Here is a 26,377-nt window from a genome sequence, read left to right as displayed (position 1 = left end):
CCCGGCCCCGGCCGCCTCGGTCCCGGCCCGGTCTCAGGGCCGCTTCGCGGCCTCGCGCTGATGCGGTATGACGGTCTCCAGGAAGCCGGCACCGCCCGGCTGGAGCGCGACCGTCCGGGCGGGCGACGGAATCCGGATGCCCTCGTCCCGGTAGCGCTTGTGCAGGCGCTTGATGAACTCGTGCTTGATCCGGTACTGGTCGCTGAACTCGCCCACCCCGAGGATCACGGTGAGACCGATGCGCGAGTCGCCGAAGGTGTGGAAACGCACGGCGGGTTCGTGCTCCGGGACAGCGCCGTCGATCCCGGTCATCACCTGGGCGACGACCTCGTTCGTGACCCGCTCGACGTGGTCGAGGTCGCTGTCGTAGCCGACGCCCACCTGCACGGTGAGCGTCATCCGCTGCTCGGGCCGGGTGAAGTTGGTCATGTTGGTGCCCGAGAGCTGGGCGTTGGGGATGATGACCAGGTTGTTGGACAGCTGACGGACCGTGGTGTTGCGCCAGTTGATGTCGACGACGTAACCCTCCTCGCCGCTGCTCAGCTGGATGTAGTCGCCCGGCTGGATCGTCTTCGACGCGAGGATGTGCACGCCCGCGAAGAGGTTGGCGAGGGTGTCCTGGAGCGCGAGGGCGACGGCCAGACCGCCCACGCCCAGGGCGGTCAGCAGGGGCGCGATCGAGATCCCCAGGGTCTGGAGGACGACCAGGAAACCGATCGCCAGCACCACGACCCGGGTGATGTTGACGAAGATGGTGGCCGAACCGGCGACACCCGAGCGGGACTGGGTCACCGACCGGACCAGGCCGGTGATCAGCCGCGCCGCGGTGATCGTCGTGACCAGGATGAGCAGGACGGTCAGCGACCGGTTGACGGTGCGGCCGACCGGCGCGGTCAGCGGAAGCACCGCGGCGGCCGCGGCGACGCCCGCGGCCACCGCGGACCACGGCACGACGGTGCGCAGCGCGTCCACCATGATGTCGTCGCCGCTCCAGCGGGTGCGCTCGGCGTGCTTGCCGAGCCAGCGCAGCAGCATCCGCAGCAGGAACGCCGCAAGCAGTCCGGCGGCCACCGCTATTCCGGCGATCATCAGGTCGTCCAGGGTGACGGAGCGCTTCATCGACGGCCTCCTCGCGGGCCGGGACCGGGGGGAGGGCCCTCGGGCCGAATGTGCTGTGTCGTCACTTGCCACCTGCTCGAATCCGGGAACGCGCGATCATGCCCGGACGGGTGATCGTCTTCGCCCGGGAGGACCGCTCATCCTGCCGCATCCACTTACCCCTCCGTCACCACCCCTGCCGGACAGCACTCTTGAGGACCTACGACGGCCGGCCCGGCCAACTGCCGTGACCGGTCTGGCCGGACGGACCCCGGAGCCGCTCTCGTGGTCTGCCCCGGCGCCGGGCAGCCCTCCGGTGAAGGCGCCCCCGCCAACGGCCTTTCTCCGGACGGACTTTCGCCGGGCGGGCTTTGGCCGGGGATGCCGGGCAGGGTTCCTGGCGAAGGCGCCCCCGCCAACGGCCCTTCACCGGGGCGGGTTTTCACGGGGGCGGGCTCTTGACGGACGGGCTTTCGCCGGGCGGGCCTCTGCCGGTGTCACGGCCGAGTGCCCGCCACCGGTGTCACACATCGCCGAAGGCACCGTGCCGGCCCGCACCGGACGCGAACCGGGCCGCACCCTCCATGCTCTCCTCCAGTACGCCCATGCCGTAAAGGAGTTCGGTCCGCATGGCCTCCTTCTCGATCAGGCCTTCCTGGTCGAGGACCGAGGCGCGGTCGCTGCGCAGACAGGACTGCGGGAAGCCGGCGATCTCGGCGGCCAGCCGCTCGGCCTCGGCGCGGGCCCGGCCGACCGGGACGAGACGGTTCGCGAGCCCCATCTCGTACGCCTCACGGGCCTCGACCGGGCGGCCGGTGAGAATCATGTCCATCGCCCGGCTCGTGCCGATGAGCCGGGGCAGCCGTACCGTGCCCCCGTCGATCAGCGGCACACCCCAGCGGCGGCAGAACACGCCGAAGACGGCGTCCTCCTCGGCGACGCGCAGATCGCACCAGAGCGCCAGCTCCAGGCCGCCGGCCACGGCGTGACCCGCGATCGCGGCGATCACCGGCTTGGTCAGGCGCAGCCGGGTGGGACCCATCGGCCCGTCACCGTCCTCGGCGACCTCGTTGCCGTGCTCGCTGCCGATGGCCTTGAGGTCCGCGCCCGCGCAGAAGGTGCCGCCCTCGCCCCAGAGCACGGCCACGCGCGCCGTCTCGTCGGCCTCGAACTTGCGGAAGGCGTCCGCGAGTTCGGCGGCGGTCGGCCCGTCCACCGCGTTGCGGGCCGCGGGCCGGGAGAGGACGACGGTGGTGACGTGACCCTGACGTTCGATACGGACCGGCATCGCGCTGTCCCTTTCGGCGGCCGGCGCGCCACACCGCACGCCGTGGTTACTCCTCGGTATCACAGCACGCGGCGCGACGCACGGTCCGGGGGCGGGGCCCGGGGCTCCGCGCTGTCCGGGGCGACGTGCCGTTTGGGGCGACGCGCAGTCCGGGGTGACGAGCGTCCGGGGTGTGACGCCCGGTCCGGGGGTGACGCGCCGATCCCGCCCCGGAGCTTCGGCTCCCGCGCGTCAGATCACCTTCCACCGGACCAGCACGCCGAGCGTGAGCGCCCCCGGTACCAGCGGCACCCACACCGTGATGATCCGGTAGGCCAGCACCACCGCGGTCGCCACGGCCACCGGGCCGCCCGCCGCGACCAGGGCCACCACCAGCGCGGCCTCCACCGAACCGAGCCCGCCGGGCGTCGGCACCATCGCGACCGCGATCGTCGCCGCCAGATACGCGATCATCATGTGCGTGGGCGACACCTGAAGGCCGAGCGCCCGTCCCACCGAGGCCAGTCCGGCGGCCTGGAGCAGCGGGAAGGCGAGCGAGCCGCCCCACAGGGCGATGGCCCGGGACGGGCGGGTGTGCACCGAGCGGGCCTCCCCGAAGGCGGTGCGCAGGAAGGAGAACACTGCCGTGCGCAGCCGTCGTACGAGAGCGAGCACCGCCAGCGCGGCGCACAGGGCCAGGACGACGCCGAGCAGCAGTGGCCCGACCGCTCCGTCCGGAAGCAGGCCGTCGACCCGTAGCGCATCGGGGAACGCGATCAGCAGGCCGAGGAGCAGGGTCAGCCGGGCGACCGACTCGGCCATCAGATAAAGCGCCAGCGCGGCCGACGAGCGGGCCAGCGGCACCCCGCACACCGTCATGAACCGGAGATTGACCGCCCCGGCGCCGAGCCCCGTCGGCAGCAGATGGTTCGCGGCGCCCGCCGCGAACTGCGTGGCCAGCAGTCGGCGGGCGGGCAGCCGTTCCATGACGGCGCCCTGGCGGGTCACGGCCGCGGCGACCCAGGTCAGGCAGGTCGCGGCGGCCGCGGCGATGAGCCAGGGCCACTCGGCAGACCTCAGCTGACCGAAGCCCTCGGCGAGCACGGACCGGTGGCGTGCGGCCACCACCAGGACCAGTGCGAGCGGGAGCAGGCAAAGGACCGGCCGGACGGCGGGCCGCAGGATGAGTCGACGGGGGAGCCGGGGCAGCGCCCGGGGAAGTCGTACGGCTGTCACATCGGGAGAGGCTTTCCACACCGCACCAACGTGAGGTTGCGGGCGCGGGGACGGCGGCTGACACCCGGGGCAAGCCGCGGGAGACGCGGGCCTCGGAAGCCCGGCGCCGGCCTCGGACCCGGTGTCCACGGGGGACCGCCGGCGCGAACGCTCCCGTACGAGGGACCGCCCGTGCGAGTACTCCCGACCGGGCCCGTTGACCTCAACAACGCTTGAGGTCCTACTGTCTCTTTTATGAGCATGGAGACCACAGCCTGGACACAGTTGCACAGTGTCATGAACGCCCAGCAGGAGCGTCGTCCCTTCGACCGTGCGACGCTGCGCCGCATCGCCGCCTTCGCCCGCCCGCACCGCCGCCGTATCGCGCAGTTCGTCCTCCTCAGTGTGGTGACAGCGCTGCTGGCCGTCGCGACGCCGGTGCTCGCGGGGCACGTCGTGAACACCATCGTGGCCCACGGGGCCGAGAGCACAGTCATCCGTCTTTCCGTGCTCATCGCCGTCATCGCGCTCGCCGAGGCGGGCTTCGGGATTCTGGCCCGCTGGCTCTCGTCGACGCTCGGCGAGGGACTCATCCTCGATCTTCGGACGGCTGTCTTCGATCATGTGCAGCGCATGCCGGTCGCGTTCTTCACACGTACACGTACGGGCGCGCTCGTCAGTCGACTCAACAACGACGTCATCGGCGCCCAGCGCGCGTTCAGCAACACCCTGTCCGGAGTCGTCAGCAACGTGGTGACGCTGCTGCTCACCCTGGTCGTGATGCTCACCCTGAGCTGGCAGATCACTCTGCTCGCGCTGGTCCTGCTGCCGGTGTTCGTGCTCCCAGCCCGGCGGATGGGCAGCCGCATGGCCAGGCTCCAGCGAGAGGCCGCGGACCTCAACGCCTCCATGGGCACCCGGATGACCGAACGTTTCTCCGCGCCCGGCGCCACCCTCGTCAAGCTCTTCGGGCGGCCCGGGGAGGAGTCCGCCGAGTTCGCGGCGAGGGCCCGGCGGGTGCGGGACATCGGGGTGCGTACGGCGATGGCACAGTCCGCCTTCATCACCGCCCTGACCCTCGTGTCGGCCCTGGCGCTCGCCCTCGTCTACGGGCTCGGCGGCTGGTTCACGCTGAAGGGCACCCTGGAGCCGGGCGCCGTCGTCTCGCTGGCGCTGCTGCTCACCCGTCTGTACGCGCCGCTCACCTCGCTGGCCGGGGCGCGCGTCGAGGTGATGAGCGCCCTGGTCAGCTTCGAGCGTGTCTTCGAGGTGCTCGACCTGAAGCCGCTCATCGAGGAGAAGCCGGAGCCCCGGGCGGTCCCGGAGGGTCCCGCGTCCGTCGAGTTCGACGACGTCCGCTTCGCCTACCCGTCCGCCGACAAGGTCTCCCTCGCCTCCCTGGAGGAGGTCGCCGCCCTCGACACCCGGGGCGGCGACGAGGTCCTGCACGGCATCTCCTTCCGTGCCGATCCCGGTCAGACCATCGCGCTCGTCGGCTCCTCCGGCGCCGGCAAGTCGACCATCGCGCAACTGCTGCCCCGCCTGTACGACACCGACGCGGGCGCCGTGCGCATCGGCGGGGTCGACGTCCGCGACCTCAGCGCCGACTCGATGCGTGCGACCCTCGGCATGGTCACGCAGGACGGTCACCTCTTCCACGAATCCGTCCGCGAGAACCTGCTCCTCGCGCGGCCGGGGGCGACCGAGGACGAACTGTGGGACGTACTGGGCCGGGCCCGTCTCGAAGATCTCGTACGGTCCCTGCCCGACGGCCTCGAAACCGTGGTCGGCGAACGCGGCTACCGGCTCTCCGGCGGCGAGCGCCAGCGCATGACCATCGCCAGGCTGCTGCTCGCCCGCCAGCGGGTCGTCATCCTGGACGAGGCCACCGCCCACCTCGACAACACCTCGGAGGCGGCCGTCCAGGAGGCGCTCACCGAGGCCCTCGAGGGCCGCACCGCCATCGTCATCGCGCACCGGCTGTCGACGGTGCGGGCCGCCGACCTGATCCTCGTGGTCGAGGCCGGCCGGATCGTGGAGCGGGGCACCCACGAGGATCTGCTTGAGGTGGACGGGCGCTACGCGGAGCTGTACCGGACGCAGTTCAGGTCCGCGCGGGCGGACGCCGAGGAGATCGCGGTCGCCGTGGACGCGACGCCGTAGGCACCGTGCGCGCGGGCCGGGCCGGGCCGCGACAGGACGGGAGGGGGTGTCCGCCGGTGTACGGCGGGCACCCCCTCCCGTCCTTCCAGGGCCGTCCGGTCAGGCGGTGAACCGGTGGCGGCCGGAGCCGACCCGGTACACCGCGCAGCCGTCCTCTGCACGCAGGAAGGTCGCCCGGGTGTGGGAGACCGCGTCCGGTCCGGTCGCGGGGATCCACACCTCGGCCGTGGTGTTGGCGGGCACGGCACAGGTCAGGTCGAAACCGCCGGAGCCCTGCCGCCAGTGCGTGGAGACGGGTCCGTACACCGAGGTGAACGTGGCACGGGCGGAGGTGACGTCACCGCCCGGCCGGGGGCGTACGACGATCTCCCGGTAACCGGGGCGGCCCGGCGAGATTCCGGCGATGTTGGCGTACATCCACTCGCCGACCGAGCCGTAGGCGTAGTGGTTGAAGGAGTTCATGCCCGGGGTCTGGAAGCTGCCGTCGGGCCGGATGGAGTCCCAGCGTTCCCACATCGTGGTGGAGCCCTTGTCGATCTGGTAGCCCCAGCTCGGGAAGGAACGCTGCCCGAGCAGCCGGTAGGCGACGTCGGTGTGCCCGGTGTCGGTCAGGACGGGCAGCAGCCGGGGCGTGCCGAGGAAGCCGGTCGACAGGTGCCAGTCCTTCGCGCGGATCAGATCCACGAGGCGGCCGGCCGCCGCCGTGCGCAGGCCGTCCGGCAGCAGGTTCATCGACAGGGCGAGCACGTACGCCGTCTGTGTGTCGCCCTTCACCCTCCCGTCTGCGCCGACGTAGGCGTTCTGGAACGCCTCGCGGACGCGCGCGAAGAGACTCGCGTGGGGCGCCGGGTCCTCGCCGAGCTCGCCCGCCATCCGGGTCGCGAGATCGGCGCTGTGCGCGAAGTACGCGGTGGCGACGACGTCCTTGGGTGTCTCGTCCGAGACGTTCAGCCAGTCCCCGTATCCGTCCGCCGGCCGCAGCAGACGGTCGCTGTGCCGCTCCAGGTAGCCCAGCCAGGCCTGGACGGAGGGCCAGGCGTCGGCCAGGACCTGCCGGTCCCCGTACGCCTGGTACAGCGACCAGGGGACGGTGACACCCGCGTCGCCCCAGCCCGCGACGCCGTTGCCGACCGTTCCGACCATGGGCGCCACATCGGTGAACGCGCCGTCCGCGGTCTGGCCGTCGCGCAGGTCCACGAGCCACTTGGCGAGGAAGCGGGCCGACTCCATCGTGTAGGCGGCCGTCGGCGCGAAGACGTTGATGTCGCCGGTCCAGCCGAGCCGCTCGTCGCGTGCGGGGGTGTCCGTCGGGACGGACAGGAAGTTGCCGCGCTGACCCCAGGTGATGTTGCTGTGAAGCTGGTTGAGCATCGGTACGTCGGTCTCGAACTCAAGGGTGAAGGGCGCCGACGTATGCATGACACGGCCGGTCACGGCCTGCGCTGTGGGAGTGCCGGGGAACCCGGTGAGCTCGACGTAGCGGAACCCGTGGAAGGTGAAGCGCGGCTCGTACGTCTCCTCTCCGCCACCCTTCAGGGTGTACGTGTCCGTCGCCGCGGCGGAGCGCAGGTTCGCGGTGTACAGGGTTCCGTCCGGGTTGAGGACCTCGGCGTGTCTCATCCGCACGGTCGTCCCGGCGTCGCCCGAGACCTTCAGCCGGACCGAACCGACCATGTTCTGGCCCAGGTCGAAGACGAAGACCCCCGGCGCCGGCTCGGTCACCTTCTCCGGGGGCCGTTCACCGGCCACGCGCACCGGGCCGTCGACCTGCGCGACGATCCGGCCGGGCGCGCCGTCGCCCGCCGCACGGACCGCGAGCCAGGTCCGGTCGTCGAAACCGGGTGACGTCCAGCCGGCGGTCTCCATCCGCGCGTCGTAGGTCTCACCGCCGAGCAGGTCGGCCGCGACGATCGGCCCGGCCGACGCCCGCCAGTCCGTGCCCGAAGTGACGCGCTCACTCGTCCCGTCGGCGTACTCGACCTCCAACTGCGCCAGCAGCGCCGGGCGTTCACCGTACTGGTGGGGCCCGAACATGCCGACGTTGCCCGCGTACCAGCCCGGTGCCACGTACGCGCCGATGGCGTTGGCGCCGGGCCGAAGCAGGGAGGTGACGTCGTACGTCTGGTACTGGACGCGTTCGCGGTAGTCGGTCCAGCCGGGGGCGAGCTGGTCGCGGCCCACCCGGCTGCCGTTGAGGTGTGCCTCGTACAGGCCGAGGGCCGTGGCGTACAGGCGGGCGCGGGCCACCTTCTTGTCCGGCAGCGTGAACGCGTGCCGCAGCTGGTTGGCGGCGAACGACGCCGGGACGACCCTGCCCCAGGGGCCCGCTCCCCAGGCGGCGGCCGGCTTCGCCGCCGGCCAGCCGCTGTCGTCGAAGCCGTCCCCGCGCCAGTCGCCCGCAGGCTCGGCGTCCGCCGCCTTCCAGGAGGTGTCGGTGACGATCCGCCGCTCACCGGAGGCCGTGGTCAGGCTGAGCACGGCGACCAGACCGGCGGGCCCCACCGTCGCGTTGGCCGCCGCGACCGCGAGGACGTTCCGGCCGGGGCGCAGCCGTCCGAGCACGTCGACGACGGCCGGACGGCGCCAGTCCTCGTTGTCCGTCGCCAGGTCGGTACGGGCGACTTCGGCGCCGTTCACGGAGAGCGAGAAAACGTTGTCAGCGCTGATGGCGATCTTCGCCGCCGTGACCCCGTCGGGGATGTCGACGACCCGCCGGAACCACCGTGTGGCCGCCGGGGCGCTGCTCGCCGGGTCCCCCTCGGGGAACCAGATCCAGGAACTGCCTTCGAGGGAGGGCGCGTCCGTGAGGACCGGGGGAGCGGAGACCCAGTCCGCCGACCACTGCGCACGGTCCATGAGCCCGGTCTCCCACCAGGACGGCGCACTCCAGCCGGAGGCCGCGCCGTCGGTGTCCCAGACCCGTACGGACCAGAAGTAGCGGGTTCTCGGCGCGAGTTGAGGACCGGCGTACGGGACGAGGACGGAATCCTCCGACGTCACCTTCCCGCTGTCCCAGACGTCCGGATGCGACAGGCCCGACGCGCTGGAGGCGACACGGATCTGGTAAGCGGCCTGGCGCATCCCCGGCTTGTCCGAGGTCATCGGCCAGCTCAGCCGAGGGTGTCGGGCGTCGAGGCCCAAGGGGCGGTCGACGTATTCGACGGTCGGGGTGGTGACGCGAGGTGCTCCGCGCCGCGCGGCCGACGCGGACGTCGACGCCGGTGCGGACGTGGGCGCGGCGGTGGCCGGTCCCGTTCCGGCGGCCGTCGCGGCGACGGCACCCGCCGCGCCCGCCAGGATGTTCCTCCTGCTGATCAATTGCGGCCCCTCACCTAGGAGTTGTGCATCGCTATGAATCGATTCACGTCGGTGAAGGTAGGGGTGCGTGGGGGAGGGGTCAATGAGTGCGCAGGGTATTTCCGCGATCCGGTGCCGTTGATTCGTGTCATCAACGAGATCTGGCTGGTTCGTGACCCTTGGGGATTGAACGTTTCAATCGGCGGGCCTGAAGATTCCGTCGCACCCCGGGACCGGTCGTGGCGGTCACGGGGCACGACGAAGCGCGCGTTTCACCTCAACAGGCGTGCCGGGCAGCGAAGTCGACGAACGCGGTCCAGGCGTGAGGGCCGAGGCGCAGCGCCGGTCCCGCCGGGTTCTTGGAGTCCCGTACGTGGGTGAGGCCCTGCCAGGGGGCTATTTCGACGCACTCGCCCCCTTCGCCGCTGCTGTAGCTGCTCTTGCTCCAGGCCGACTCGGGCACGATCGCAACAGGGTCCACGGCGTTCATCTCTCCCCTAGCAACTTCTCGACGAAGGCCAGTGATTCGCGCGGGGTGAGTGCCTCGGCGCGCAGAATCCCGTACTGCTCTTCGAGTTCTCGGACCGACTTCCGCTCCGTGTAGAGGCGGCTGTCCTTGTGCACTTCCGCATACGCGATCCTCCGCCCTTCCGAGGTCTCGATCAAGGTGAACGGACCCGCGAGTCCGGCATGGTCCTCGCACTCCGTGGGCATCACCTGGAATTCGACGTTACGCCGATGACCGTGGAGCAGCATCTGCTCCAACTGGCCTCGCATCACTGGCCGACCGCCCAGGGGACGCCGTAGGACTGACTCCTCGATCACGAAGCTGATCGTGGGCAACGGCATGCGGGCGAAGATCTCCTGCCGGGCCAGGCGTGCGGCGACCCGCTGTTCGACGATCTCATCACCCAGCAAGGGGCGTCGCATGGCGAATACGGCGCGTGCGTAGTCACCCGTCTGCAAGAGTCCAGGCACCGCCTGATTGGCATAGACGTGGAGTTCGACGGCCTCCGTCTCCAACCGGGCCGCGTCCCGGAAGAAGGCCGGATACTGGGCCCGCGCCACCTCTTCCTTGCCCGCCCCCAACACCCCGCCCGTGTCCAGCACTTCATCGGCGCGGTCGATGAACTTGGGTGGCGGGATCCGTCTCCCCTGTTCGAAGGAGGCGATCGTCGAGGCCGAGTACCCCGTCCGCGCCCCCAGTTCCGTCCGGTCGAGCCCGGCCCGCTCCCTGCACAGCTTCAACTGCCGCCCGAACACGTGCAGGATGCCCGCCCCGGACTCGTACTCACCCTCCGCCCGCTGCTCCTCCACGCCCGGCACCTCCCGTACCCGCCGCCACCGAACACCTCGCGGTCAACCCGCCGCGCGGGAGGCAGGTCACGCCTCGCCGCTCGTACAACCACGCACCGGTCACGTACAACAGGCACCGGTCCGCGCGTCGCGCCTGTTCAAAGCTACGCACGGGCCGCGACCGTTCTCCCCATGAAGCCGGAAATTCCTCCGTACAGCCCTCTGCCGCAACGCATGCTGATCGCACGGGAGTTCGCGATGCGGTTCACGTCGACCCCGCGGGGCGCGCGTCTCGCCCGGCGGCTCGTCTCGCATCGGCTGAACGAGTGGGGCCACCCGTACACGTCACCGGCCAACGAGAGGGTCACCCTGATCGCGGCGGAGCTCGCCGCGAACGCCGTCCGGCACGGTCATGTCCCCGGCCGGGACTTCCGTCTCCGGCTCGCGGCGACGGGGCCCGTCCTTCGGGTCGAGGTCGCGGACACGCGGGCCGAGCGGCTTCCCGTCCCGGCGGCGCCGCACCCGGCCGGGGAGTCCGGATACGGCCTGCTCCTCGTCGCCGCCCTCGCCGACGACTGGGGGGTCGCCCCGCGCCCGGCGGCGCCCGGCAAGACCGTATGGGCGGAGGTGCGCCTCCCCGCACCGGCCTCGTCGGCGCAGCACGGCGCGTGCAGCTCGCCGTCGGCGCCGCGTCCGTCGCCGATCTGCTTTACTACCGCGGGGCCGGCGCGGTGGGCCCGGCCGACCCCTCCCTGATCTGTTCAGCGTTCCCGTGGTGAACGTCCTGGGCTCCACGCTCCTCATGGCAGCCGGCAGGGGTTCGACCTGTACCACTCTGCCCGTGTATAGTCATTTTCGATCGATCTCGATCGCAGGATTGTTACTCCCTATGGATGCCGTCGTCGTCGCCCTGTGCGATGCCGGGCGGCGTCCAGCTCGACGGGAGGCAAGGCCTGGGTAGCGCCTCGTGCGCGACCCGGGCCTTTTTTGTTGCCACGGTCCGGGCGTGAGAGGTCGCGGACCGACGCGATATCGAGAACCAGAGGGATGCAGGGACGCCGCATGAACACACCCACACCCGGCACGCTGGCGGAGGAGATCCTCCGCGGCGTAGGGCGTGGCCCGCATGACCATGGAGGCCGACGGGGCCGCGGCCTGAGGCCGCGGCACGGTGCGGATCCGGCCTATTTCGACAGTTCAACCTTGAACAGACACGTCCGCTCTGAGCAGGCACGCTTCATGATCACCTCTGATTCGAAGTGAGGCGCGTCACGTGCCATGCGGAGCGTGAGCGACTCTCGACACACAGTTCGAATGCGCCGTGCCGATGCCCGCCAGCGGTCTTTACCACTCGTTGACCAGTTCCGGAGCCGGCCGGACCGCCGACTCGGGGGCTTGGCCGACTCGCCGATGCGACCCGCACGTGTTGACCGCCCCGGGGCACGAGAATAATGTTCGAGCCATGGTTGACACGGGGGAAGTCGCTACCGCTTGCGGTGGTGCGGAAAGTGCCTCAAGGGGCAAGACGAGAATCATTGATCAGGACGCCCCTCGAGGCCGTCCGCTGTGATGGATGCCGTCCCATTTCCTCATTCGTTTCGATTCTCCCGCGTCTGATCTCCGGGCTCAAGATCCCGGAGCCGGCGCGGTCGATCGGTCGATATTTCGGTGCCGCGACCACGGCGCCGAAATTCCCCTGCACTCCTTGCCGTGACGGAACAGTGCTGTCCCGTCACCGAGGTGTGTCTGCGCTGAGTACTCAGACGTGGGAGTGAAAATGGAGATCCATCTGCTGGGCTCGTTGGAGATGAGCGACGAGCATATATCGCTGAAGATTCCGGGGGAAAAGCTGCGCGCCATCGTCGCGACTCTCGCCCTCACCCCGAACCGTCCCGTCTCGCGAAACGACCTCATCGACGAACTGTGGGGAGAGAACCCTCCGCGCGACGCAGAGAATTCACTGCACGGCCACATGGCCCGATTACGCCGAATTATCGCGGCACGCACCGGGATGGGCAGCCGACGTGATCTGATCGGCACCTCGAACTTCGGCTACGTACTCTCGATGCCGGACCGTCAGATCGACGCCCTGAACTTCTGCGACCTGGTTCGCAGGGCGATGATCCTTCAGGAATCCGATCCCGGCGGCGCGGTCCGGCTGCTCACCGACGGGCTCGCGCTGTGGCGGGGCCCCGCGCTCCTCGACACCGGCCACGGCATGCTGTGCCGGATAGCCGCCACCCGCTTCACCGAGACCCGGCTGACGGCCTACGAACAGCTCTTCGAGGCCCAGTTCGTGCTCGGCATGCACCGCAGTGTGATCACGGAGCTGGAGCAGTTGCACGCCCAGTACCCGTTGCGCGAGCGCTTCTGCGAGCAACTGATCACCGCGCTGTACAGCTCGGGCCGGCAGGCCGAGGCGCTCGACGCGTACCACCGCACCAGGCAGCGGCTCTCCCAGGGGCTCGGTCTGGAGCCGGGGTACTCCCTGCGCGCCAGGTTCCAGGAAATCCTCCGCCAGGAGCCCCTGGCGAAGTAGCCGGCCGCCGGCGAAGCACCCGCGTCGCGCGATGTCACGAACGTCCCCTGGCCCGGCGCCGGGCCAGGGGACGTCGGCTTCACCGGGGGTCCGGGGGCCGGCTCAGACGGACTTGGTCACCCGCAGGATCTGCCAGATCGCCCCGAACCGGGCCCGCCCGTGGAAGGCCAGATACTCGGGCAGCACCAGCTGCGGCGCCCACTTCTCCTTGTACGCCAGCTGGCTGGCGGAGGGGTAGACCTTCTCTCCGTGGTCGGCGAGGAAACGCATGAACCAGCCCGTCACGGGACTGGCGGCGGAGACCTCGACAGAGGGATCGAGGCGGGTGAACGGGGTGAAGCCGAAGTGGAGCCACTCGGCGCCCTCGGTACGGAAGGTCTCGATGGCGTGGGCGTTGACCGCCTCCATCACCCCCGGGGACACCTCGTTGTCGCGGCGGCTGAGGTCGTGCAGCCAGCCGGAACGGGAGCCGTACGCGGGGGAGTAGGAGATGTACGCGACCACGGCGCCCTCGACGCGGCCGACGAACAGCCGGCGTTCGCCCTGCGCGGGGCCGCCGCACTGGCCGACGAGGAACTCGATCTCCTTGACGTGCTTGCCCTTGCTGCGCAGCCAGCGCTGGTCGAGTGCGGCGATCTCGCCGGCGACGTCCTCGTACGCGACCTCGTCGATCTTCAGGCCGCTGCGCTTGGCGCGGGAGATCTTATTGCGCAGCTTCATGAACTTCGAGCCCTTGAGCGTGAACTCGGGCAAATGCAAAGAGAACGATGATCCGACCTGGTTCACGGTGAATCCGCAGCGTGCGTAAAGATCAGCGTCCGAGCGCTGGAGCTGGATGGCGCAGACTTTGCGCCGCTTGCCGCGCGCAAAGTCCAGGAAGGCGTTGAGAAGCTTCTCCTGTTCACCTTCGGGACCGAACACCCCGCCGAACTGGACCAGATAGCCGCCCGCCGTGCGGTAGGCGATGAAGCCCTCCGTGCCGGGTGCGAAGAAATACTCGGTCCCGGTGTTCGTCGCCAGGAAGGCGCTCGCGTTCTCGGCGTACTTCCGTAGCGGCTGCGCAACGGAGTCGAAGGCTACCGATTCCTCAGTCGTTGACATCTCGCTCCCCTGTCACCAGGCCATACACGGACTTAAATCCACGTCCCTTTCCCGCAGATTCTCGGACTGCCGGCTTCGATGCTCCTGAAACGGTCGTCTCAGCTCCGTCTCAGGGCCCTCTCAGCCCCCGCTGGGAGATTACTGAGCGCAGCCGGAAGAAGAATGTGCCGGCTGTACGAAGCGTTAGAAGAAAGCGGGGACCGTGTGAACGGCACGCAATTGGCGGGGGGTGCGCCGCTCACCCATGAGGATGTCACTCTCGCCCCTGGGGCCTCGACGTATCTCTCCTATGTGGACGGAAAGAACATTCCGAGTACGGAATGGGTCTACGTCCTGGACGCGGCGGCACTGCTCGACGACGCGTTCACGAATCTGACCCTGAAACGGAAGCTGGAACGCGGCCAGTGGCAGGGCGGTCCGGCCGGAGGCGAGCTGCCGCCCACGATCGTCGCCCGGGTCGCGAAGGCGGACCGCGAGACGGTCGAACACGCGCTCCAGGCCGCCGCCCGGGCCGGCCGCGAGTGGTCCGCCGTGCCCCTGGACGTACGCCTCGAACAGCTCGGCACGCTGCTGCACGACCGGCTGGCCGAGCGGGCCGGGGAGATCATCGACATCCTGGTGAAGGAGGGCCACCCGCTGGCGCTCGCCCGCTGGCAGGTCTCCGGCATGCTGGAGTGCTTCGGACCCGAGTCGCTCGGCTTCTACCGCACACAGATGCTCCAGGAATTCCGGCACGGGGCCCGCGAGATCTCCGTACGCAGGCAGCCCGACGGGGTCGTCTGCCTCAACCCGCCCCAGAACGCGCCACTTTCGAGCGCGCTCCTCGGCGTGACCTCGCTCTTCGCGGGCAACGCCCTGGTCGTACGGGCCCCGCGCAGCGCGCCGCTCGGAGTGATGTACGTCCTGCACGAGGTGGTGGTGCCCGCGCTGGAGGAGGTCGGGGCACCGCCCGGCACCCTCGGCGTGGTGTGCGGCGACCCGGGACCGATGCTGAACTCCTGGCTGAGCAGCCCGCACGTCGACGACATCATGTACTTCGGCAGCAGCGAGAACGGCCTGCGGTTCCAGGAGCGCTGCGTCGCCGCCGGCAAGAAGCCGATCCTCGAACTCGCGGGCAACGACGTGGTGGTGGTCTGGAAGGACGCCGACGTCGCCCTGGCCGCCGAGGCGCTCACCGAGAGCTTCTACGGCTCAGGGCAGCTGTGCATGATCCCCAACCAGGTGCTCGCCCACCCCGACGTCGCCGAGTCGCTGACCGCCGAACTCGCCCGCCAGAGCGCCCTGGTACGCCCGGGGCGCGCCGGTGACGAGGGCGTACTGCTCACCCCGGTGCTGCGGAACGAGAAGTTCTTCTCCTGCCTCCAGGACGCCCTCGACTCGGGCGCCGAACTCGTCTGCGGCGGCCACGCGATGCAGCTCGACGGAGTCCGGGACTCCTCCGGCATCTTCCTCGAACCCACCGTCGTCCTGGTGCGCGGTCTCGAAGGGGCACGCGACGTACAGGCGGTGGCGCACGAGACCTTCTTCCCGCTGCTTCCGGTGGTCGTCGCGGAACGCGCCGACGGCGACGACGAGGAACTGCTGGAGAAGTTCATCGACTGGGTCAACAGCAACGCCTACGGGCTGCGCAACTCCTTCTGGGCGGACGACCGTTCGGTGATCGACCGGTTCACCGCGCGGGTCACCAAGGGCGGGCTGCTGAAGGTGAACGACTCGCACATCGGCTTCCTGCCCTACCTGCCCACGCACGGCGGCACGGGTCTGACCGGCGGAGTGTTCGGCGAGGCCAACTACCCGATCCTGCGCACCTCCCACGTGCAGGGAGTCAGCGTCAGCCCCCAGGGACCGCGTCCCCGCGAGGCCGTCTTCGGCGGCGGCCGGTCCGGGTGACACCGGCCGCGGCGGTCCGCGGCGCTGTGTCCTCGTATCCCTTTGTCACCGTATTCCTTTGTCTCCATATCCCAGAAGACCACCGACCCTGAGGAAGCCCATGCGTTCCCTGGACGCGGCCCGGGAGATCTGCGAGAGCTATCTGCCCGGCCTGCTCAAGAACCTCGATGACATTCCGTTCGCCGATCTGGAGAAGCCGGAGAGCCCCGGCCTCACCCACTTCCGTACCGCCAAGGGCCCGGGTCTGGTGATTCCGAAGGAGTACCAGGGCGCCGGCGCCGACCCGTTGCAGGCACTCGCCGTCGTACGGGCCATCGGCGCTGTCTCGCCCTCGCTGGCCGTCGCCACCACCATGCACCACTTCTCCGTGGCCACCCTTTTCACGCTGGCTGACTCCATCAAGAGCAGCGGCATGGAGTGGGCGCTGCTCGAAGGCATCGCCGAGCAGAACCTCCTGGTCGCCTCCGGGTTCGCCGAGGGGAACCCCTCGCAGGGCATCCTCACGCCGACCATGCGGGCGAAGCCGGCGGAGGGCGGGTTCGTCATCAACGGCTCGAAGAAGCCGTGCAGCCTCTCGCAGTCGATGGACCTCCTGACGGCGAGCGTGGCGCTTCCCAAGCCCGACGGAGGCTCGGAGATGGCGGTGCTGCTGGTGCCGCGCCTGACCGACGGCATCACCAGCCACCCGTTCTGGCGGAGCTGGGCGCTGGCGGGCGCGGAGAGCAACGAGGTACGGCTGACGGACGTGTTCGTCGACGAGCAGCTGATCATGCGGACCGAACTCGGGGAGGCCGGCGAACTCGACGAACTCCAGACCGTCGGGTTCATCTGGTTCGAACTGCTCATCTCCGCCGCGTACGTGGGCATGGTCTCCGCCCTGGTGGAGCGCGTGTACCGATCGGGCCGCGGCAGCGAGTCGGACCGGTCGAACCTGATCACGAAACTGGAGACCGCGAACCTGCTGCTCGAAGGCGTCGCCCGGATGGTGATGGACGGCGAGCGGGGCAACGACGCGCTCGCGAAGACCCTGGTGGCCCGCTACGCGGTGCAGGACGCGCTCGGCGAGGCGGTGAACCGGGCCGTGGAGCTGCTGGGCGGCATGGCCTTCATCAACTCCTCCGACGTCGCCTACCTCGCGGCCGTCTCGCACGGACTGACCTTCCACCCGCCGTCCCGCGCGAGCTTCCAGGCCCCGTTCCTCGAACATGTGGCGGGCAAGCCGCTGCGGCTGGCCTGAGGAGGCACCGTGACGATCACTCCTCTCGCACCGGACGTCCTGCCGGACCGCCACGAGCTCGGACGGCTCTACCGCAACCGGCTCAGCAAGGGCCGCGCCACCCTCGGCGAGATGTTCGGCGGCCATGTCGAGGTCGCCTCCGAGGGCGCCCGGGTCACCACGAGTGACGGCCGCTCGTTCCTCAACTGCGGTGGCTACGGCGTCTTTCTGACCGGGGCGCGGCATCCCGCCGTCATCCGCCGGGTCGCCGAACAACTGCACACCCACCCCGTCGCCACCCGCATCTTCCTGGAGCCGCAGGCCGCGCTCGCCGCCGACGCCCTGGTGTCCGTCGTACCGGAGGGCCTGAGCCGGGTCCACTTCGCGGGCTCGGGCGCCGAGGCGGTGGAGACGGCCATCAAACTGGCTCGCACCCTCGGCAGGACGAGGCTCGTCGCCACCGACGGCGGATACCACGGCAAGACGATGGGCGCTCTGACGCTCACCGGGAAGAGCCTCTTCCAGGACCCCTTCCGCCCGCTGCTGCCCGGTACGACACACGTGCCCTACGGGGACGCCGAGGCGTTGCGGGACGTGCTCGCGCGCATTCCGGGCGAGGGCTGCGTCTTCGTGGAACCTGTGCAGGGCGAGGCCGGAGTGGTCATACCGCCGGCCGGCTATCTGACCCGAGTCGCCGCGCTGTGCAAGGAGTTCGACGCCCTCCTGGTGCTGGACGAGATCCAGACCGGCCTGGGGAGGCTCGGTACCTGGTGGGGCGCGGACGCCGAGGGCGTGGTGCCGGACGTACTGCTCGTCGGCAAGGGGCTCAGCGGCGGCGTCGTTCCCGTGTCGGCGGTCGTGGCCACCCCGGTGGCGTTCAAGGCCTTCGACCAGGACCCGTATCTGCACACCTCCACCTTCTCCGGCGCGCCGCTCGCCATGGCCGCCGCGCGCGGGGCCATCGAGGCGATCAAGGACAACGACCTCGTCACCCGCTCCAGGACACTCGGCGAGGAGATCCTCACCGAACTGCGCTCGATCGTCACCGGCCACTTCGGCGAGGTGGTGCGCGAGGTACGCGGGCGCGGGCTGATGCTCGGCATCGAGTTCGCCGAGCCGGGACCGGCCGGGGATCTGCTCATCGAGCTGATCCAGCAGGGCGTCATCGCCAACCACTCGCTCAACTCCCATCTGGTCCTGCGTCTCACTCCGCCGGCCGTGCTCGACAGCGCGGACCTGGAGTTCCTCTACGAGGCGATGGACCGTGCCTGCCGGATCCAGGCCGCCCGCTACACACCGACCTCAGGAGGTGTCTGACCATGCGCAGCGCACAGGTCACGATCCGCGCCGTCGCCGTCGCACCCGTCGATGCGTTCGACCGCGTGAAGGACTTCGCCGCCTATCCCGAACTCTCACCCGTCGTACGCTCCGTGACGGTCACTCAGACAGCCTCGGGACCGTCGGGCGGGGCCGCCGAGGAACACAGCGACTGGGAGGTGTACTTCCGCAACGGCATCCTGCGCTGGAGCGAGACGGACACCTTCGACCGCGCCGGCCTGAGCATCGCCTTCACCCAGACCGACGGGGATTTCGCCGAGTTCGCGGGTACGTGGCGGGTCCGCGCCGACGGCGAGGACAGCCTGATCGACTTCTACACCGAGTTCGACTTCGGGATCCCGAGCCTCGCGGGCATCCTCGACCCGGTCGCCGAACGGGTGTTCCGCGAGACGATCGGCCTGGTCGTCACGAGCCTGTTCCCCAAGGCGGAGGTCATGGGCGACGAGGCACTCGTGCGGGCCGTCGAGCTGGCCCGCGAGCGCGCCGCGGAACTGCGGACCACTCACCACGCGTCCGCCGTGAGCACTGTGGGGGCGATCTGATGGATGCCAAGAACACCTTCGACACGCCCGTCACCTACCGGCTGATCCGCGTCGAGTACGCGGTTGGTCTGGCCGTCGCGGTCGCCTTCTTCCTCGCGCACATCACCGAGGTGCGGTGGCTGCCGGCCGTGGCCCTCTTCCTCTACATCGACCTCATCGGCTACATCCCGGGCGCGATCGCCTACCACCGCAGCGAGGACAAGGCGATCTCCAAGGCCTACTACGTCCTCTACAACACGATGCACAGCCTGGCCACGCAGACGATCGTCGCGCTCGCCTGGATCTGGCTCTTCGGCGCGGAGTGGGCGTTGCTCGTGCTGCCCATCCATCTCTTCGGCGACCGGGCCCTGTTCGGCAACTTCCTCAAGCCCTTCGCCCTGGACTTCGAACCGGTGGCGAACCCGCCGTTCGAGCGCTTCAGGTCCGAGTTCGCCGCCTCCACCGCCGACCGCGCACGCCTCATCGAGCAGCTCGACGCGAGGTCGACGACATGACGTCCCCGAGCGCGACGTCTGCGAGTACGACGTCCACGGGTACGCGGACCGGCGCCGCCCGCTGGCCGGCCGGCAGCCGCACCGCCTCCGTCCGCGCCACCACCCGGAAGTTCGCCACCGGGGTGACCGTCCTGACGTGCGGCCGTGACGAGGGCACCCACGGCGTCACCGTCAGCACCCTGACGCTCGCCTCGATGAAGCCGCCGATGGTCTCGGTCGCCCTGCGCCGGGACAGCCAGGGCCTCGCCGCCCTGCTGGCGGCCGGCACCTTCGCCGCCAACGTCCTGGGCAGCCGGCAGGATCCGCTGGCCCGGCACTTCGCCCGCTCCGACCGGGGCGAGGGACTCATCCGCCCAGGCCGCGGCGTCTGGGCGGGGAACACCGCGGACGGGGTGCCGCTGCTCGGCGGCGCCGTCGGCTGGCTCCAGTGCACGGTGACGCGCACCGTGCGGGCCGGCGACCACGAACTGGTCCTCGGTCTGGTGACCGACGCCCGGCTCGGTACCGCGGAGACCCCGCTGCTCAACTTCGCCGGAACCCTGCACCGGCTACCGGCCCCTTCCGACCCGGCCGACGACACCAACCGGAGCTGACCATGACCGACGCACCCACGGGGACGGCCCCCGACACCACCGTCCCGCCGGAAGCCGACTGGAACCGCGCGCCGTCGCTGGTCGACGGTGCCGGGTCCCTCGAACTCACCGCTGCCGAATGTGACTTGCGGTACTGGCTGCGTGCCGTGCCGCAGGGCACCCTGCGTGGCAAAGTCCTCGGCCACGACGAGAACGTACGACCGCACGAGGTGACCCGGCGTCCCGGGCCGCTGAACGAGGCGCTCACCCAGGAGCTGGCGTTCCGTTCCATCGCCGAGGACAAGGCGACGCGGGCGCTCGGCTACATGGTGGCCCTCGCTCCCGACACGGCCACGATGGAGTTCTACACGACCCAGCTGATGGACGAGGCCCGGCACGCGATGGTGTTCCGCAGCCATCTGATGAGCCTCGGTGTCGCCGAGCGCGACCTCTTCGCCACCATGGACCGGCTCGCCGCCGCCGACCGTGACGCCGTGCTCGTGCCGTTGGAGAACCTCGGCCTCGAAGTCCTGCGCGACCAGCGGGACTTCATCGGCGGGGTGGTCGTCCTGACGATCCTCGTCGAGGGCGTGCTCGCGCCCGCCGCGCAGCTCTCCGAGCTCAAGTGGCGTGTCTTCGACCCGGCCGCCGCCGACGTCGAGCGTGGCGCGGGCATCGACGAGATCCGCCACCTCACGGTGGGCAGTTCCGTCGCCCGCGAGCACCTGCTCGCGCACCCCGAGGACAAGGAACGCGTCCTCGAACTGATCACCCGTGGCCGCAAGCTGTGGGAGAACCTGCCCGCCAGGGAGATGACACTGCGCCGCGAGACCCTCTTCCAGAAGGGCCTGGACGCGCACCGCGACCTCGCGGGCGACTACGAGATCTGGCCGGGCCGCCGCCTCGTCGACACATCCGTCGAGGAGCGGGTGGGGACCGCCCACGAGTGGTCCGAGACGATGCAGCGCAAGCGGCTCGTCCACATGGGCCTTGAAGAGGCGATATGACCACCGTCAACGAGAGGGGAGTCCGGGACGCAGGCGGTTCCGGCACGCTGGAGGAGATCACCCGGCTCGTCAGGGAAGCCGGCCTGATGGACACCCGCCCGAGCTGGTACGTCTACAAGATCGCGTTCAACTTCGTTCTTCTGGCGGCGGGTTGGACGGCCTTCGCGCTCCTCGGCGACACCTGGTGGCAGCTGGCGGTGGCCGTGTTCCTCGGCCTGATGTTCGGCCAGACCGACCTGGTCGGCCATGACGCGGGCCACCGGCAGATCGTACGGACCCGCAAGGCCAGCGACATCATCGGCTATGTGCACGGCAACCTGCTCACGGGCGTCAGCTTCGGCTGGTGGGTCAGGCACCACACGGCCCACCACAACTATCCCAACCACCTCTCGATGGACCCCGACGTCCTGCGCCGGCAGGTCATCTTCGAGGCCGGGGACCGGGTCAAGCGCACCACGCCGTTCCAGCGGTTCGTGGTCCGCCACCAGTCCTGGATGTTCTTCGTCCTGATCACGCTGGAAGGCCTGCGCCTGCACATGTCGGGCTATGTGGCCGCGAGCAGGGGCGCGCTCACCAAGTACAAGAAGTCCGAGCTCACCGTCATCACCCTGCACCTGGTGCTCTACGTCGCCGCGCTGTTCTACGTGCTGCCGCCGGGCAAGGCGATCGCGTTCCTCGCCCTGCACCAGGCCGTGTTCGGCTTCTACATGGGCCTGATGTTCGCCCCGAACCACAAGGGCATGCCGGTCCGCGACGGCGAGACGGAGGAACTGGACTGGCTCACCCGGCAGGTGGTCACCTCCCGCAACCTCAAGCCCAGCCGGTTCAGCGACTTCTTCTACGGCGGGCTCAACTACCAGATCGAGCACCACCTGTTCCCGTCGATGCCACGCACCAATCTGCGCAGGGCACAGCCGATCGTGAAGGAGTTCTGCCTGCGCAGCGGACTGCCTTACGTGGAGGTGTCGATCATCGAGTCCTACTCCGAGGTGGCCGGCTACCTCGGCGAGGTCAGCCACGAGGTGGCGCGGCTGGAGAGCGGGGCCTCATGACCGGTACGGGCGCCGGCCGGTCGGCCGTCGTGTGCGGGCTCGGCACCTTCGTCCCCCCGTACGCGCTGACCAACGGGGAACTCGCGAAGCTCGTCGACACGTCCGACGAATGGATCCGCAGCCGCACCGGCATCGGGCAGCGTCACATCGCCGACGCCTCGACCGCGACGAGCGACCTCGCGGTCGAGGCGGGCGGCCGGGCCCTGAAGTCGGCCTCCGCGGCCGGGGGTCCGGAAGCCGACGCCGTCATCGTGGCGACGACCACCCCCGACCGCCCCTGTCCGGCGACCGCCCCGCTGGTGGCGGCGCGGCTGGGACTGGGCACGGTTCCGGCGTTCGACGTGGCGGCGGTGTGCACCGGCTTCCTCTACGGGCTCGCGGCCGGGGCGGGGCTCATCGCCGCGGGCACCGCCGAACGCGTCCTCGTGATCGGCGCCGAGACCTTCTCGCGCATCCTCGACCCCGAGGACCGTTCCAGCCGCGCCATCTTCGGCGACGGCGCCGGAGCGGTGGTGCTGCGGGCCGGGGAACCGGACGAGCCGGGCGCGCTCGGCCCCTTCGACCTGGGCAGCGACGGCACCGGGAGCGATTTGATCACCGTGCGCACCGGGGGATCCCGACTCCCGCACACGACGGCCGGGGACGCGGCGGACCCGTACTTCCGGATGAACGGCAAGGCGGTCTTCCGCAACGCCGTCGAGCGGATGACCGAGTCCTCGCGCAGGGTGCTGGCCCGCACGGGCTGGAGCGGAGGGCGGCCGGATCTGGTCGTGGCGCACCAGGCCAACCTGCGGATCCTGTACGCCGTCGCCGACCGGATCGGCGTCGACCGTACGGACTGCTTCACCAACATCGACCGGGTCGGCAACACCGCCGCCGCGTCCATCCCGCTCGCCCTCGGCGACGCGGACCGCTCCGGGGCCCTGAGCGTGGGCCGGCGCGTCCTCCTGACCGCCTTCGGCGGGGGTCTGACCTGGGGCGCGTGCACGTTGACCTGGCCGGACATCCAGTCTGCCTGACCAGCAGCGACCAGTAGTGATCACTTTCGATCAAGTGGAAATCAATCGCGATCAACGCGATCAGAAGGGGATTCAGTCATGAGCGACGTCTACAACCGTATGGTCAAGCTGCTTCAGGCCGGCTTCGGTCTGGAAGCCGACGAGATCAGCCCCGAACAGACCTTCAACGACCTGGAGCTGGACTCGCTGGCCATGGTGGAGCTGTCCCTGGCCGCCCAGGAGGAGTTCGGCGTGCCGGTCAACGACGAGGACATCAGTTCGCAGGACACCATCTCCCGCGCGGCGGAGGTCATAGAGGCGAAGGGCGTGACCGTCTGATGGCGGGTCCCTCCCGCTTCGACGCCGCCGTCACCGGGGTCGGGATGGTGAGCTGCGCGGGGATCGGCGTCCCGGAGTCCTGGGAGCGCATCCGTGCCGGAGAGGGCACGGCCGCCGGTCCGGTCCCCGCGCTCGACGGCACGCCGGCCGACTTCGGCTGCTCCGTGCCGGACTTCGACCCGGCGAAGGCGGTCGGCAGGCGCAAGGCCTGGCGCCTCGACCGGTGCAACCAGTTCGCGATCGCCGCCGCCGCGGAAGCCATCGCGGACGCCGGCCTCGACCCGTCCACCTGGGACGGCACCCGAGTCGGCGTCGTCCTCGGAAACGGTATCGGTGGCGCCGCCGCCTGGGAGAAGCAGCACGACGTCCTGCGCGACGAGGGCCCCCTCAAGGTCTCGCCGCTGCTCATCCCGATGCTGTCCATCAACATGTCCGCCGGCTATGTGGCGATGGAGTGCGGGGCGCGCGGCCCCAACTTCGTGACCGCCACCGCCTGCGCCTCCGGGACCACCGCGATCGGCATGGCACGCGAACTCATCCGCAGCGGCCGGTGCGACATCGTCCTGACGGGCGGCACCGAGGCTCCCCTCGTACCGTCGATAGTCTCCGGATTCAGCCAGATGGGCGCCCTGTCCAAGCGCCGCGACGACCGGTCCTCGGCCTCGCGCCCCTTCGACGCCGACCGCGACGGTTTCGTCCCGGCCGAGGGCGCCGCCGTCCTCGTCCTCGAACGCGCCGAGCACGCGAAGGCCCGCGGCGCCCGGATAAGGGCCATGGTCAGCGGTTACGGGGCCTCGGCCGACGCCCACCACGCCACGGCCCCCGATCCGCAGGGCGCCGGTGCCGAACTCGCCGTACGCGGAGCCCTGTCGGACGCCGGAGTCGTCGGCGCGGACGTCACGCACGTCAATGCGCACGGCACCTCGACGCCGCTCAACGACGTGTCCGAGGCACGCATGATCCGCCGGGTCGTCGGACAGCACCCGGCGGTAACCTCCATCAAAGGGGTGGTCGGTCACGCACTCGGCGCCGCGGGCGCGATCGAGGCCGTGGCCACCGTGCTCACGATCGAGAACGGCTTCGTCCCGCCCACCGCGAACCTGGAGAGCCTCGATCCGGAGGTCGACCTGGACGTGGTGGCCAAGGCGGGCCGCGAACTGCCGGTCGAGGTCGCGGTGAGCAACTCCTTCGGGTTCGGCGGCCAGAACGCCGTACTCGTGTTCACCAGGGCCTGACGCGAACGGGAGTCGTGGGACGTGTCCGAGGAACGCAGATGGCAGGTCGAGGAGAGTGTGCTGGTGCACGCCACTCCCGAGCGGGCCTACCGCACGATCAGCGACGTACGGAAGATGGGCACGTTCTCCCCCGAGTGCGTCGGGGTCTGGCTGCACGGCCGCGGTCCGGTCACCCGGGGCACCAGGTTCACCGGGTTCAACCGCAAGGGCCTCTGGCTGTGGTTCACCGACTGCCGCGTCGTCCGCGCCGAGGAAGGCCGCGACTTCGCCTTCCGCGTCACCAGCTTCGGCCTGCCGATCGCGCTCTGGGGCTACCGGTTCGCGGCCGAGGGCGACGGCACACGGGTCACCGAGTACTGGGAGGACCTGCGCACGGGACGCAGGGGCCGGCCGGCCGAACTGCTCGGATTCTTCACGGGCACCAAGCCGGCGATCCGCCACCGGGCGAACTCCGCGGGCATGCGGGCGACCCTGGAGCGGCTGAAGACGGCACTGGAGCGCTGAGAGGGCACGGCCGGTCGCCGTTGTGGGCGACGGGTACGCCGGGTCAGCGCCGGAGGTGAGGGGCGTGCCGGGTCAGCGTCGGAGCTGACGGGGCGCGCTGGTTCCTTGCCGGAGGTGACGGGGCAGGTCCGGTTGCCGTCGTAGGCGGCTGTACGCCGGTTCCGCGCCGATGGCGGGGGCGTGCCGGTCCGCGCCGGAGCTGACGGGGCACGCTATTTCCCCGCCGAGGACGACGAGGCACGCCGGTTTCTCGCCGGAGGCGTAGGGCACGCTGGATTCCCGCTGGAGGCGACCGGCGTGGAATCGGCGTGCCCTTTTCCTACTTCCCGAGCAGGCGCCCCATCGTCCGGACCACGGCAGCCGCCGCCACCGCGTGCCCCCTGCTGCTCAGCCGCCCCGCGCGCGCACCCCACAGGTCGGCTGAGTCGGCGCCCTCGTGCTCGGCGAGGTCGACATGTACGCAGCCGTGCCGCAGGACCACCGATTCGATGCGCTCGGCCAGCAGGCGCTGCCGGGCCCGTACGGTGGTGCGCTGGGCCGGGGGCACCTGACCGGCCCTCGTCAGGTCGAACGGGCTGACCACCAGGACCACTTGGCAGGTCGCGCCGCGCAACGCGGCCAGGATTCTGCTCAACTCGAACTCCACGGCGTCCGGGTCGAAGGTGCGCGCAGTCAACTCCGGCCCGCCGCAGGCGAGTAGCGCGATGTCACCGTTGAAGTCGAGGGCATCCCCGAGCTGGGTGGACCTGACGTGGGCGAGCGGCAGGTCCCGCCTGCCCCGGGGATGGAGACAGGCGAACTGCGGATGCGCGTCGCGCAGCGCGGCGGCGACGCGGTCGGTCCACGTGGCGCGTGCCCAGCCGGGTACGACGGTCATCCCCGAGGAGTCGGCGGTGCTGTCGCCCAGCACCACGGCCCGTCGCCAGCCGGCGTCGGCGAGCAGCCCGGCGCCCTCGCCCGGACCCAGACACCGCGGATCCGCGTGCTCGCCCGGAGCGCCCGCGGTGGCATCCGCGGCCGCGACCGCCGGCCGCGGCGCGCCGCCCGGCGCCCGGACATCCCGCCGTTCGGTCAGTGCCCGTGTCCGTACGGGGCCTCTTCCCTGTCCTGGTCCGTCCATCGGCCCTGCCCCCTCTCGGTCGACGGCCGCCCGCTCGCCCCATGAGCCCCCCATGAGCCGGGCAGGCCGCGGTCATGCGTGCGCGTACGCCGGA

Annotated in this window: 23 protein-coding genes; 15 read left to right on the top strand and 8 right to left on the bottom strand. The window is 70.4% G+C overall.

Going from position 1 to position 26,377, the window contains the following annotated elements; genetic code table 11:
* Positions 1 to 33 precede the first annotated feature (33 nt).
* From ABZV42_RS09165 to ABZV42_RS09155, 3 genes are all read right to left on the bottom strand, one after another.
* Positions 34 to 1,119: a mechanosensitive ion channel family protein gene (locus ABZV42_RS09165; protein WP_355984396.1), complete on the bottom strand. Its 1,086-nt coding sequence runs from the start codon at positions 1,117 to 1,119 to the stop codon at positions 34 to 36.
* Between the two features lie 502 nt (positions 1,120 to 1,621).
* Positions 1,622 to 2,386, bottom strand: coding sequence for a crotonase/enoyl-CoA hydratase family protein (locus ABZV42_RS09160; RefSeq protein WP_356051389.1), 765 nt, complete (start codon positions 2,384 to 2,386; stop codon positions 1,622 to 1,624).
* Positions 2,387 to 2,617: 231 nt separating this feature from the next.
* Entirely contained in the window at positions 2,618 to 3,550 is a 933-nt protein-coding gene (locus ABZV42_RS09155; RefSeq protein WP_355984459.1) for a lysylphosphatidylglycerol synthase transmembrane domain-containing protein, read from the bottom strand.
* A 291-nt stretch (positions 3,551 to 3,841) separates the two neighbouring features.
* On the opposite strand from ABZV42_RS09155, the gene ABZV42_RS09150 reads away from it, so the two are divergent.
* Positions 3,842 to 5,743 (top strand): ABC transporter ATP-binding protein, encoded by a 1,902-nt coding sequence (locus ABZV42_RS09150; protein WP_355984458.1) that lies wholly within the window; start codon positions 3,842 to 3,844, stop codon positions 5,741 to 5,743.
* A 99-nt stretch (positions 5,744 to 5,842) separates the two neighbouring features.
* Here the strand turns inward: ABZV42_RS09150 and ABZV42_RS09145 are convergent, their stop codons facing one another.
* The 3 genes from ABZV42_RS09145 to ABZV42_RS09135 all read right to left on the bottom strand — a co-directional run bounded on the left by ABZV42_RS09145 (position 5,843) and on the right by ABZV42_RS09135 (position 10,357).
* Positions 5,843 to 9,061, bottom strand: a complete 3,219-nt coding sequence (locus tag ABZV42_RS09145) for an alpha-L-rhamnosidase (protein WP_355984394.1) — start codon at positions 9,059 to 9,061, stop codon at positions 5,843 to 5,845.
* A gap of 256 nt (positions 9,062 to 9,317) precedes the next feature.
* Positions 9,318 to 9,530 carry a DUF397 domain-containing protein gene (locus ABZV42_RS09140; RefSeq protein ID WP_356051387.1) on the bottom strand — a complete coding sequence of 71 codons (213 nt, stop codon included), beginning with the start codon at positions 9,528 to 9,530 and terminating at the stop codon, positions 9,318 to 9,320.
* Positions 9,527 to 10,357, bottom strand: coding sequence for a helix-turn-helix transcriptional regulator (locus tag ABZV42_RS09135; RefSeq protein ID WP_356051385.1), 831 nt, complete (start codon positions 10,355 to 10,357; stop codon positions 9,527 to 9,529). The genes ABZV42_RS09140 and ABZV42_RS09135 overlap by 4 nt, the downstream gene beginning before the upstream one ends.
* Positions 10,358 to 10,570: 213 nt before the next feature.
* On the opposite strand from ABZV42_RS09135, the gene ABZV42_RS09130 reads away from it, so the two are divergent.
* Positions 10,571 to 11,092 (top strand): ATP-binding protein, encoded by a 522-nt coding sequence (locus ABZV42_RS09130; RefSeq protein WP_355984391.1) that lies wholly within the window; start codon positions 10,571 to 10,573, stop codon positions 11,090 to 11,092.
* Between the two features lie 1,021 nt (positions 11,093 to 12,113).
* Positions 12,114 to 12,875 (top strand): AfsR/SARP family transcriptional regulator, encoded by a 762-nt coding sequence (locus ABZV42_RS09125; protein ID WP_355984390.1) that lies wholly within the window; start codon positions 12,114 to 12,116, stop codon positions 12,873 to 12,875.
* A gap of 102 nt (positions 12,876 to 12,977) precedes the next feature.
* On the opposite strand, the gene ABZV42_RS09120 is transcribed toward ABZV42_RS09125, so the two are convergent.
* Complete coding sequence (locus tag ABZV42_RS09120; protein WP_356051383.1) at positions 12,978 to 13,976, bottom strand: DUF2156 domain-containing protein; 999 nt, start codon at positions 13,974 to 13,976, stop codon at positions 12,978 to 12,980.
* 291 nt (positions 13,977 to 14,267) lie between these two features.
* On the opposite strand from ABZV42_RS09120, the gene ABZV42_RS09115 reads away from it, so the two are divergent.
* The 12 genes from ABZV42_RS09115 to ABZV42_RS09060 all read left to right on the top strand — a co-directional run bounded on the left by ABZV42_RS09115 (position 14,268) and on the right by ABZV42_RS09060 (position 25,163).
* Complete coding sequence (locus ABZV42_RS09115) at positions 14,268 to 15,866, top strand: aldehyde dehydrogenase (protein ID WP_355984457.1); 1,599 nt, start codon at positions 14,268 to 14,270, stop codon at positions 15,864 to 15,866.
* A 100-nt stretch (positions 15,867 to 15,966) separates the two neighbouring features.
* Entirely contained in the window at positions 15,967 to 17,103 is a 1,137-nt protein-coding gene (locus tag ABZV42_RS09110; RefSeq protein ID WP_356051381.1) for an acyl-CoA dehydrogenase family protein, read from the top strand.
* A gap of 9 nt (positions 17,104 to 17,112) precedes the next feature.
* Positions 17,113 to 18,399, top strand: a complete 1,287-nt coding sequence (locus tag ABZV42_RS09105; RefSeq protein WP_355984387.1) for an aminotransferase class III-fold pyridoxal phosphate-dependent enzyme — start codon at positions 17,113 to 17,115, stop codon at positions 18,397 to 18,399.
* Between the two features lie 2 nt (positions 18,400 to 18,401).
* Entirely contained in the window at positions 18,402 to 18,962 is a 561-nt protein-coding gene (locus ABZV42_RS09100) for an SRPBCC family protein (protein WP_355984386.1), read from the top strand.
* On the top strand, positions 18,962 to 19,456 hold the full coding sequence (locus ABZV42_RS09095; protein ID WP_355984385.1) for a hypothetical protein: 495 nt from the start codon (positions 18,962 to 18,964) through the stop codon (positions 19,454 to 19,456). Before ABZV42_RS09100 ends, ABZV42_RS09095 begins: the two co-directional genes overlap by 1 nt.
* Complete coding sequence (locus ABZV42_RS09090; protein WP_356051379.1) at positions 19,453 to 20,049, top strand: flavin reductase family protein; 597 nt, start codon at positions 19,453 to 19,455, stop codon at positions 20,047 to 20,049. Before ABZV42_RS09095 ends, ABZV42_RS09090 begins: the two co-directional genes overlap by 4 nt.
* Before the next feature lie 2 nt (positions 20,050 to 20,051).
* A complete protein-coding gene (locus ABZV42_RS09085; protein WP_355984383.1) occupies positions 20,052 to 21,035 on the top strand; it encodes a VlmB-like protein in 984 nt (327 codons plus the stop codon).
* Positions 21,032 to 22,087: an acyl-CoA desaturase gene (locus tag ABZV42_RS09080; RefSeq protein WP_355984382.1), complete on the top strand. Its 1,056-nt coding sequence runs from the start codon at positions 21,032 to 21,034 to the stop codon at positions 22,085 to 22,087. The genes ABZV42_RS09085 and ABZV42_RS09080 overlap by 4 nt, the downstream gene beginning before the upstream one ends.
* Positions 22,084 to 23,106, top strand: coding sequence for a beta-ketoacyl-ACP synthase III (locus tag ABZV42_RS09075; RefSeq protein WP_355984381.1), 1,023 nt, complete (start codon positions 22,084 to 22,086; stop codon positions 23,104 to 23,106). The genes ABZV42_RS09080 and ABZV42_RS09075 overlap by 4 nt, the downstream gene beginning before the upstream one ends.
* A 78-nt stretch (positions 23,107 to 23,184) precedes the next feature.
* Positions 23,185 to 23,424: a phosphopantetheine-binding protein gene (locus ABZV42_RS09070; RefSeq protein ID WP_355984380.1), complete on the top strand. Its 240-nt coding sequence runs from the start codon at positions 23,185 to 23,187 to the stop codon at positions 23,422 to 23,424.
* A complete protein-coding gene (locus tag ABZV42_RS09065) occupies positions 23,424 to 24,659 on the top strand; it encodes a beta-ketoacyl-[acyl-carrier-protein] synthase family protein (RefSeq protein ID WP_355984379.1) in 1,236 nt (411 codons plus the stop codon). Before ABZV42_RS09070 ends, ABZV42_RS09065 begins: the two co-directional genes overlap by 1 nt.
* A gap of 21 nt (positions 24,660 to 24,680) precedes the next feature.
* Complete coding sequence (locus ABZV42_RS09060; RefSeq protein ID WP_355984378.1) at positions 24,681 to 25,163, top strand: SRPBCC family protein; 483 nt, start codon at positions 24,681 to 24,683, stop codon at positions 25,161 to 25,163.
* 319 nt (positions 25,164 to 25,482) lie between these two features.
* Here ABZV42_RS09060 and ABZV42_RS09055 read toward each other — a convergent pair whose 3' ends face one another.
* A complete protein-coding gene (locus ABZV42_RS09055; RefSeq protein ID WP_356051377.1) occupies positions 25,483 to 26,283 on the bottom strand; it encodes a GDSL-type esterase/lipase family protein in 801 nt (266 codons plus the stop codon).
* Positions 26,284 to 26,377: the final 94 nt, after the last annotated feature.

The sequence above is a fragment of the Streptomyces sp. NPDC005281 genome (assembly GCF_040607495.1).
Classification (GTDB): domain Bacteria; phylum Actinomycetota; class Actinomycetes; order Streptomycetales; family Streptomycetaceae; genus Streptomyces.
This window is presented reverse-complemented; position numbering and strand designations above follow the sequence as displayed.

Coding starts and splice junctions, on each gene's coding strand:
- ABZV42_RS09165 (WP_355984396.1), bottom strand. CDS start 1,119: ATGAAGCGCTCCGTCACCCTGGACGACCTGATGATCGCCGGAATAGCG.
- ABZV42_RS09160 (WP_356051389.1), bottom strand. CDS start 2,386: ATGCCGGTCCGTATCGAACGTCAGGGTCACGTCACCACCGTCGTCCTC.
- ABZV42_RS09150 (WP_355984458.1), top strand. CDS start 3,842: ATGGAGACCACAGCCTGGACACAGTTGCACAGTGTCATGAACGCCCAG.
- ABZV42_RS09140 (WP_356051387.1), bottom strand. CDS start 9,530: ATGAACGCCGTGGACCCTGTTGCGATCGTGCCCGAGTCGGCCTGGAGC.
- ABZV42_RS09130 (WP_355984391.1), top strand. CDS start 10,571: ATGCTGATCGCACGGGAGTTCGCGATGCGGTTCACGTCGACCCCGCGG.
- ABZV42_RS09125 (WP_355984390.1), top strand. CDS start 12,114: ATGGAGATCCATCTGCTGGGCTCGTTGGAGATGAGCGACGAGCATATA.
- ABZV42_RS09120 (WP_356051383.1), bottom strand. CDS start 13,976: ATGTCAACGACTGAGGAATCGGTAGCCTTCGACTCCGTTGCGCAGCCG.
- ABZV42_RS09110 (WP_356051381.1), top strand. CDS start 15,967: ATGCGTTCCCTGGACGCGGCCCGGGAGATCTGCGAGAGCTATCTGCCC.
- ABZV42_RS09100 (WP_355984386.1), top strand. CDS start 18,402: ATGCGCAGCGCACAGGTCACGATCCGCGCCGTCGCCGTCGCACCCGTC.
- ABZV42_RS09095 (WP_355984385.1), top strand. CDS start 18,962: ATGGATGCCAAGAACACCTTCGACACGCCCGTCACCTACCGGCTGATC.
- ABZV42_RS09090 (WP_356051379.1), top strand. CDS start 19,453: ATGACGTCCCCGAGCGCGACGTCTGCGAGTACGACGTCCACGGGTACG.
- ABZV42_RS09085 (WP_355984383.1), top strand. CDS start 20,052: ATGACCGACGCACCCACGGGGACGGCCCCCGACACCACCGTCCCGCCG.
- ABZV42_RS09080 (WP_355984382.1), top strand. CDS start 21,032: ATGACCACCGTCAACGAGAGGGGAGTCCGGGACGCAGGCGGTTCCGGC.
- ABZV42_RS09075 (WP_355984381.1), top strand. CDS start 22,084: ATGACCGGTACGGGCGCCGGCCGGTCGGCCGTCGTGTGCGGGCTCGGC.
- ABZV42_RS09070 (WP_355984380.1), top strand. CDS start 23,185: ATGAGCGACGTCTACAACCGTATGGTCAAGCTGCTTCAGGCCGGCTTC.
- ABZV42_RS09065 (WP_355984379.1), top strand. CDS start 23,424: ATGGCGGGTCCCTCCCGCTTCGACGCCGCCGTCACCGGGGTCGGGATG.
- ABZV42_RS09055 (WP_356051377.1), bottom strand. CDS start 26,283: ATGGACGGACCAGGACAGGGAAGAGGCCCCGTACGGACACGGGCACTG.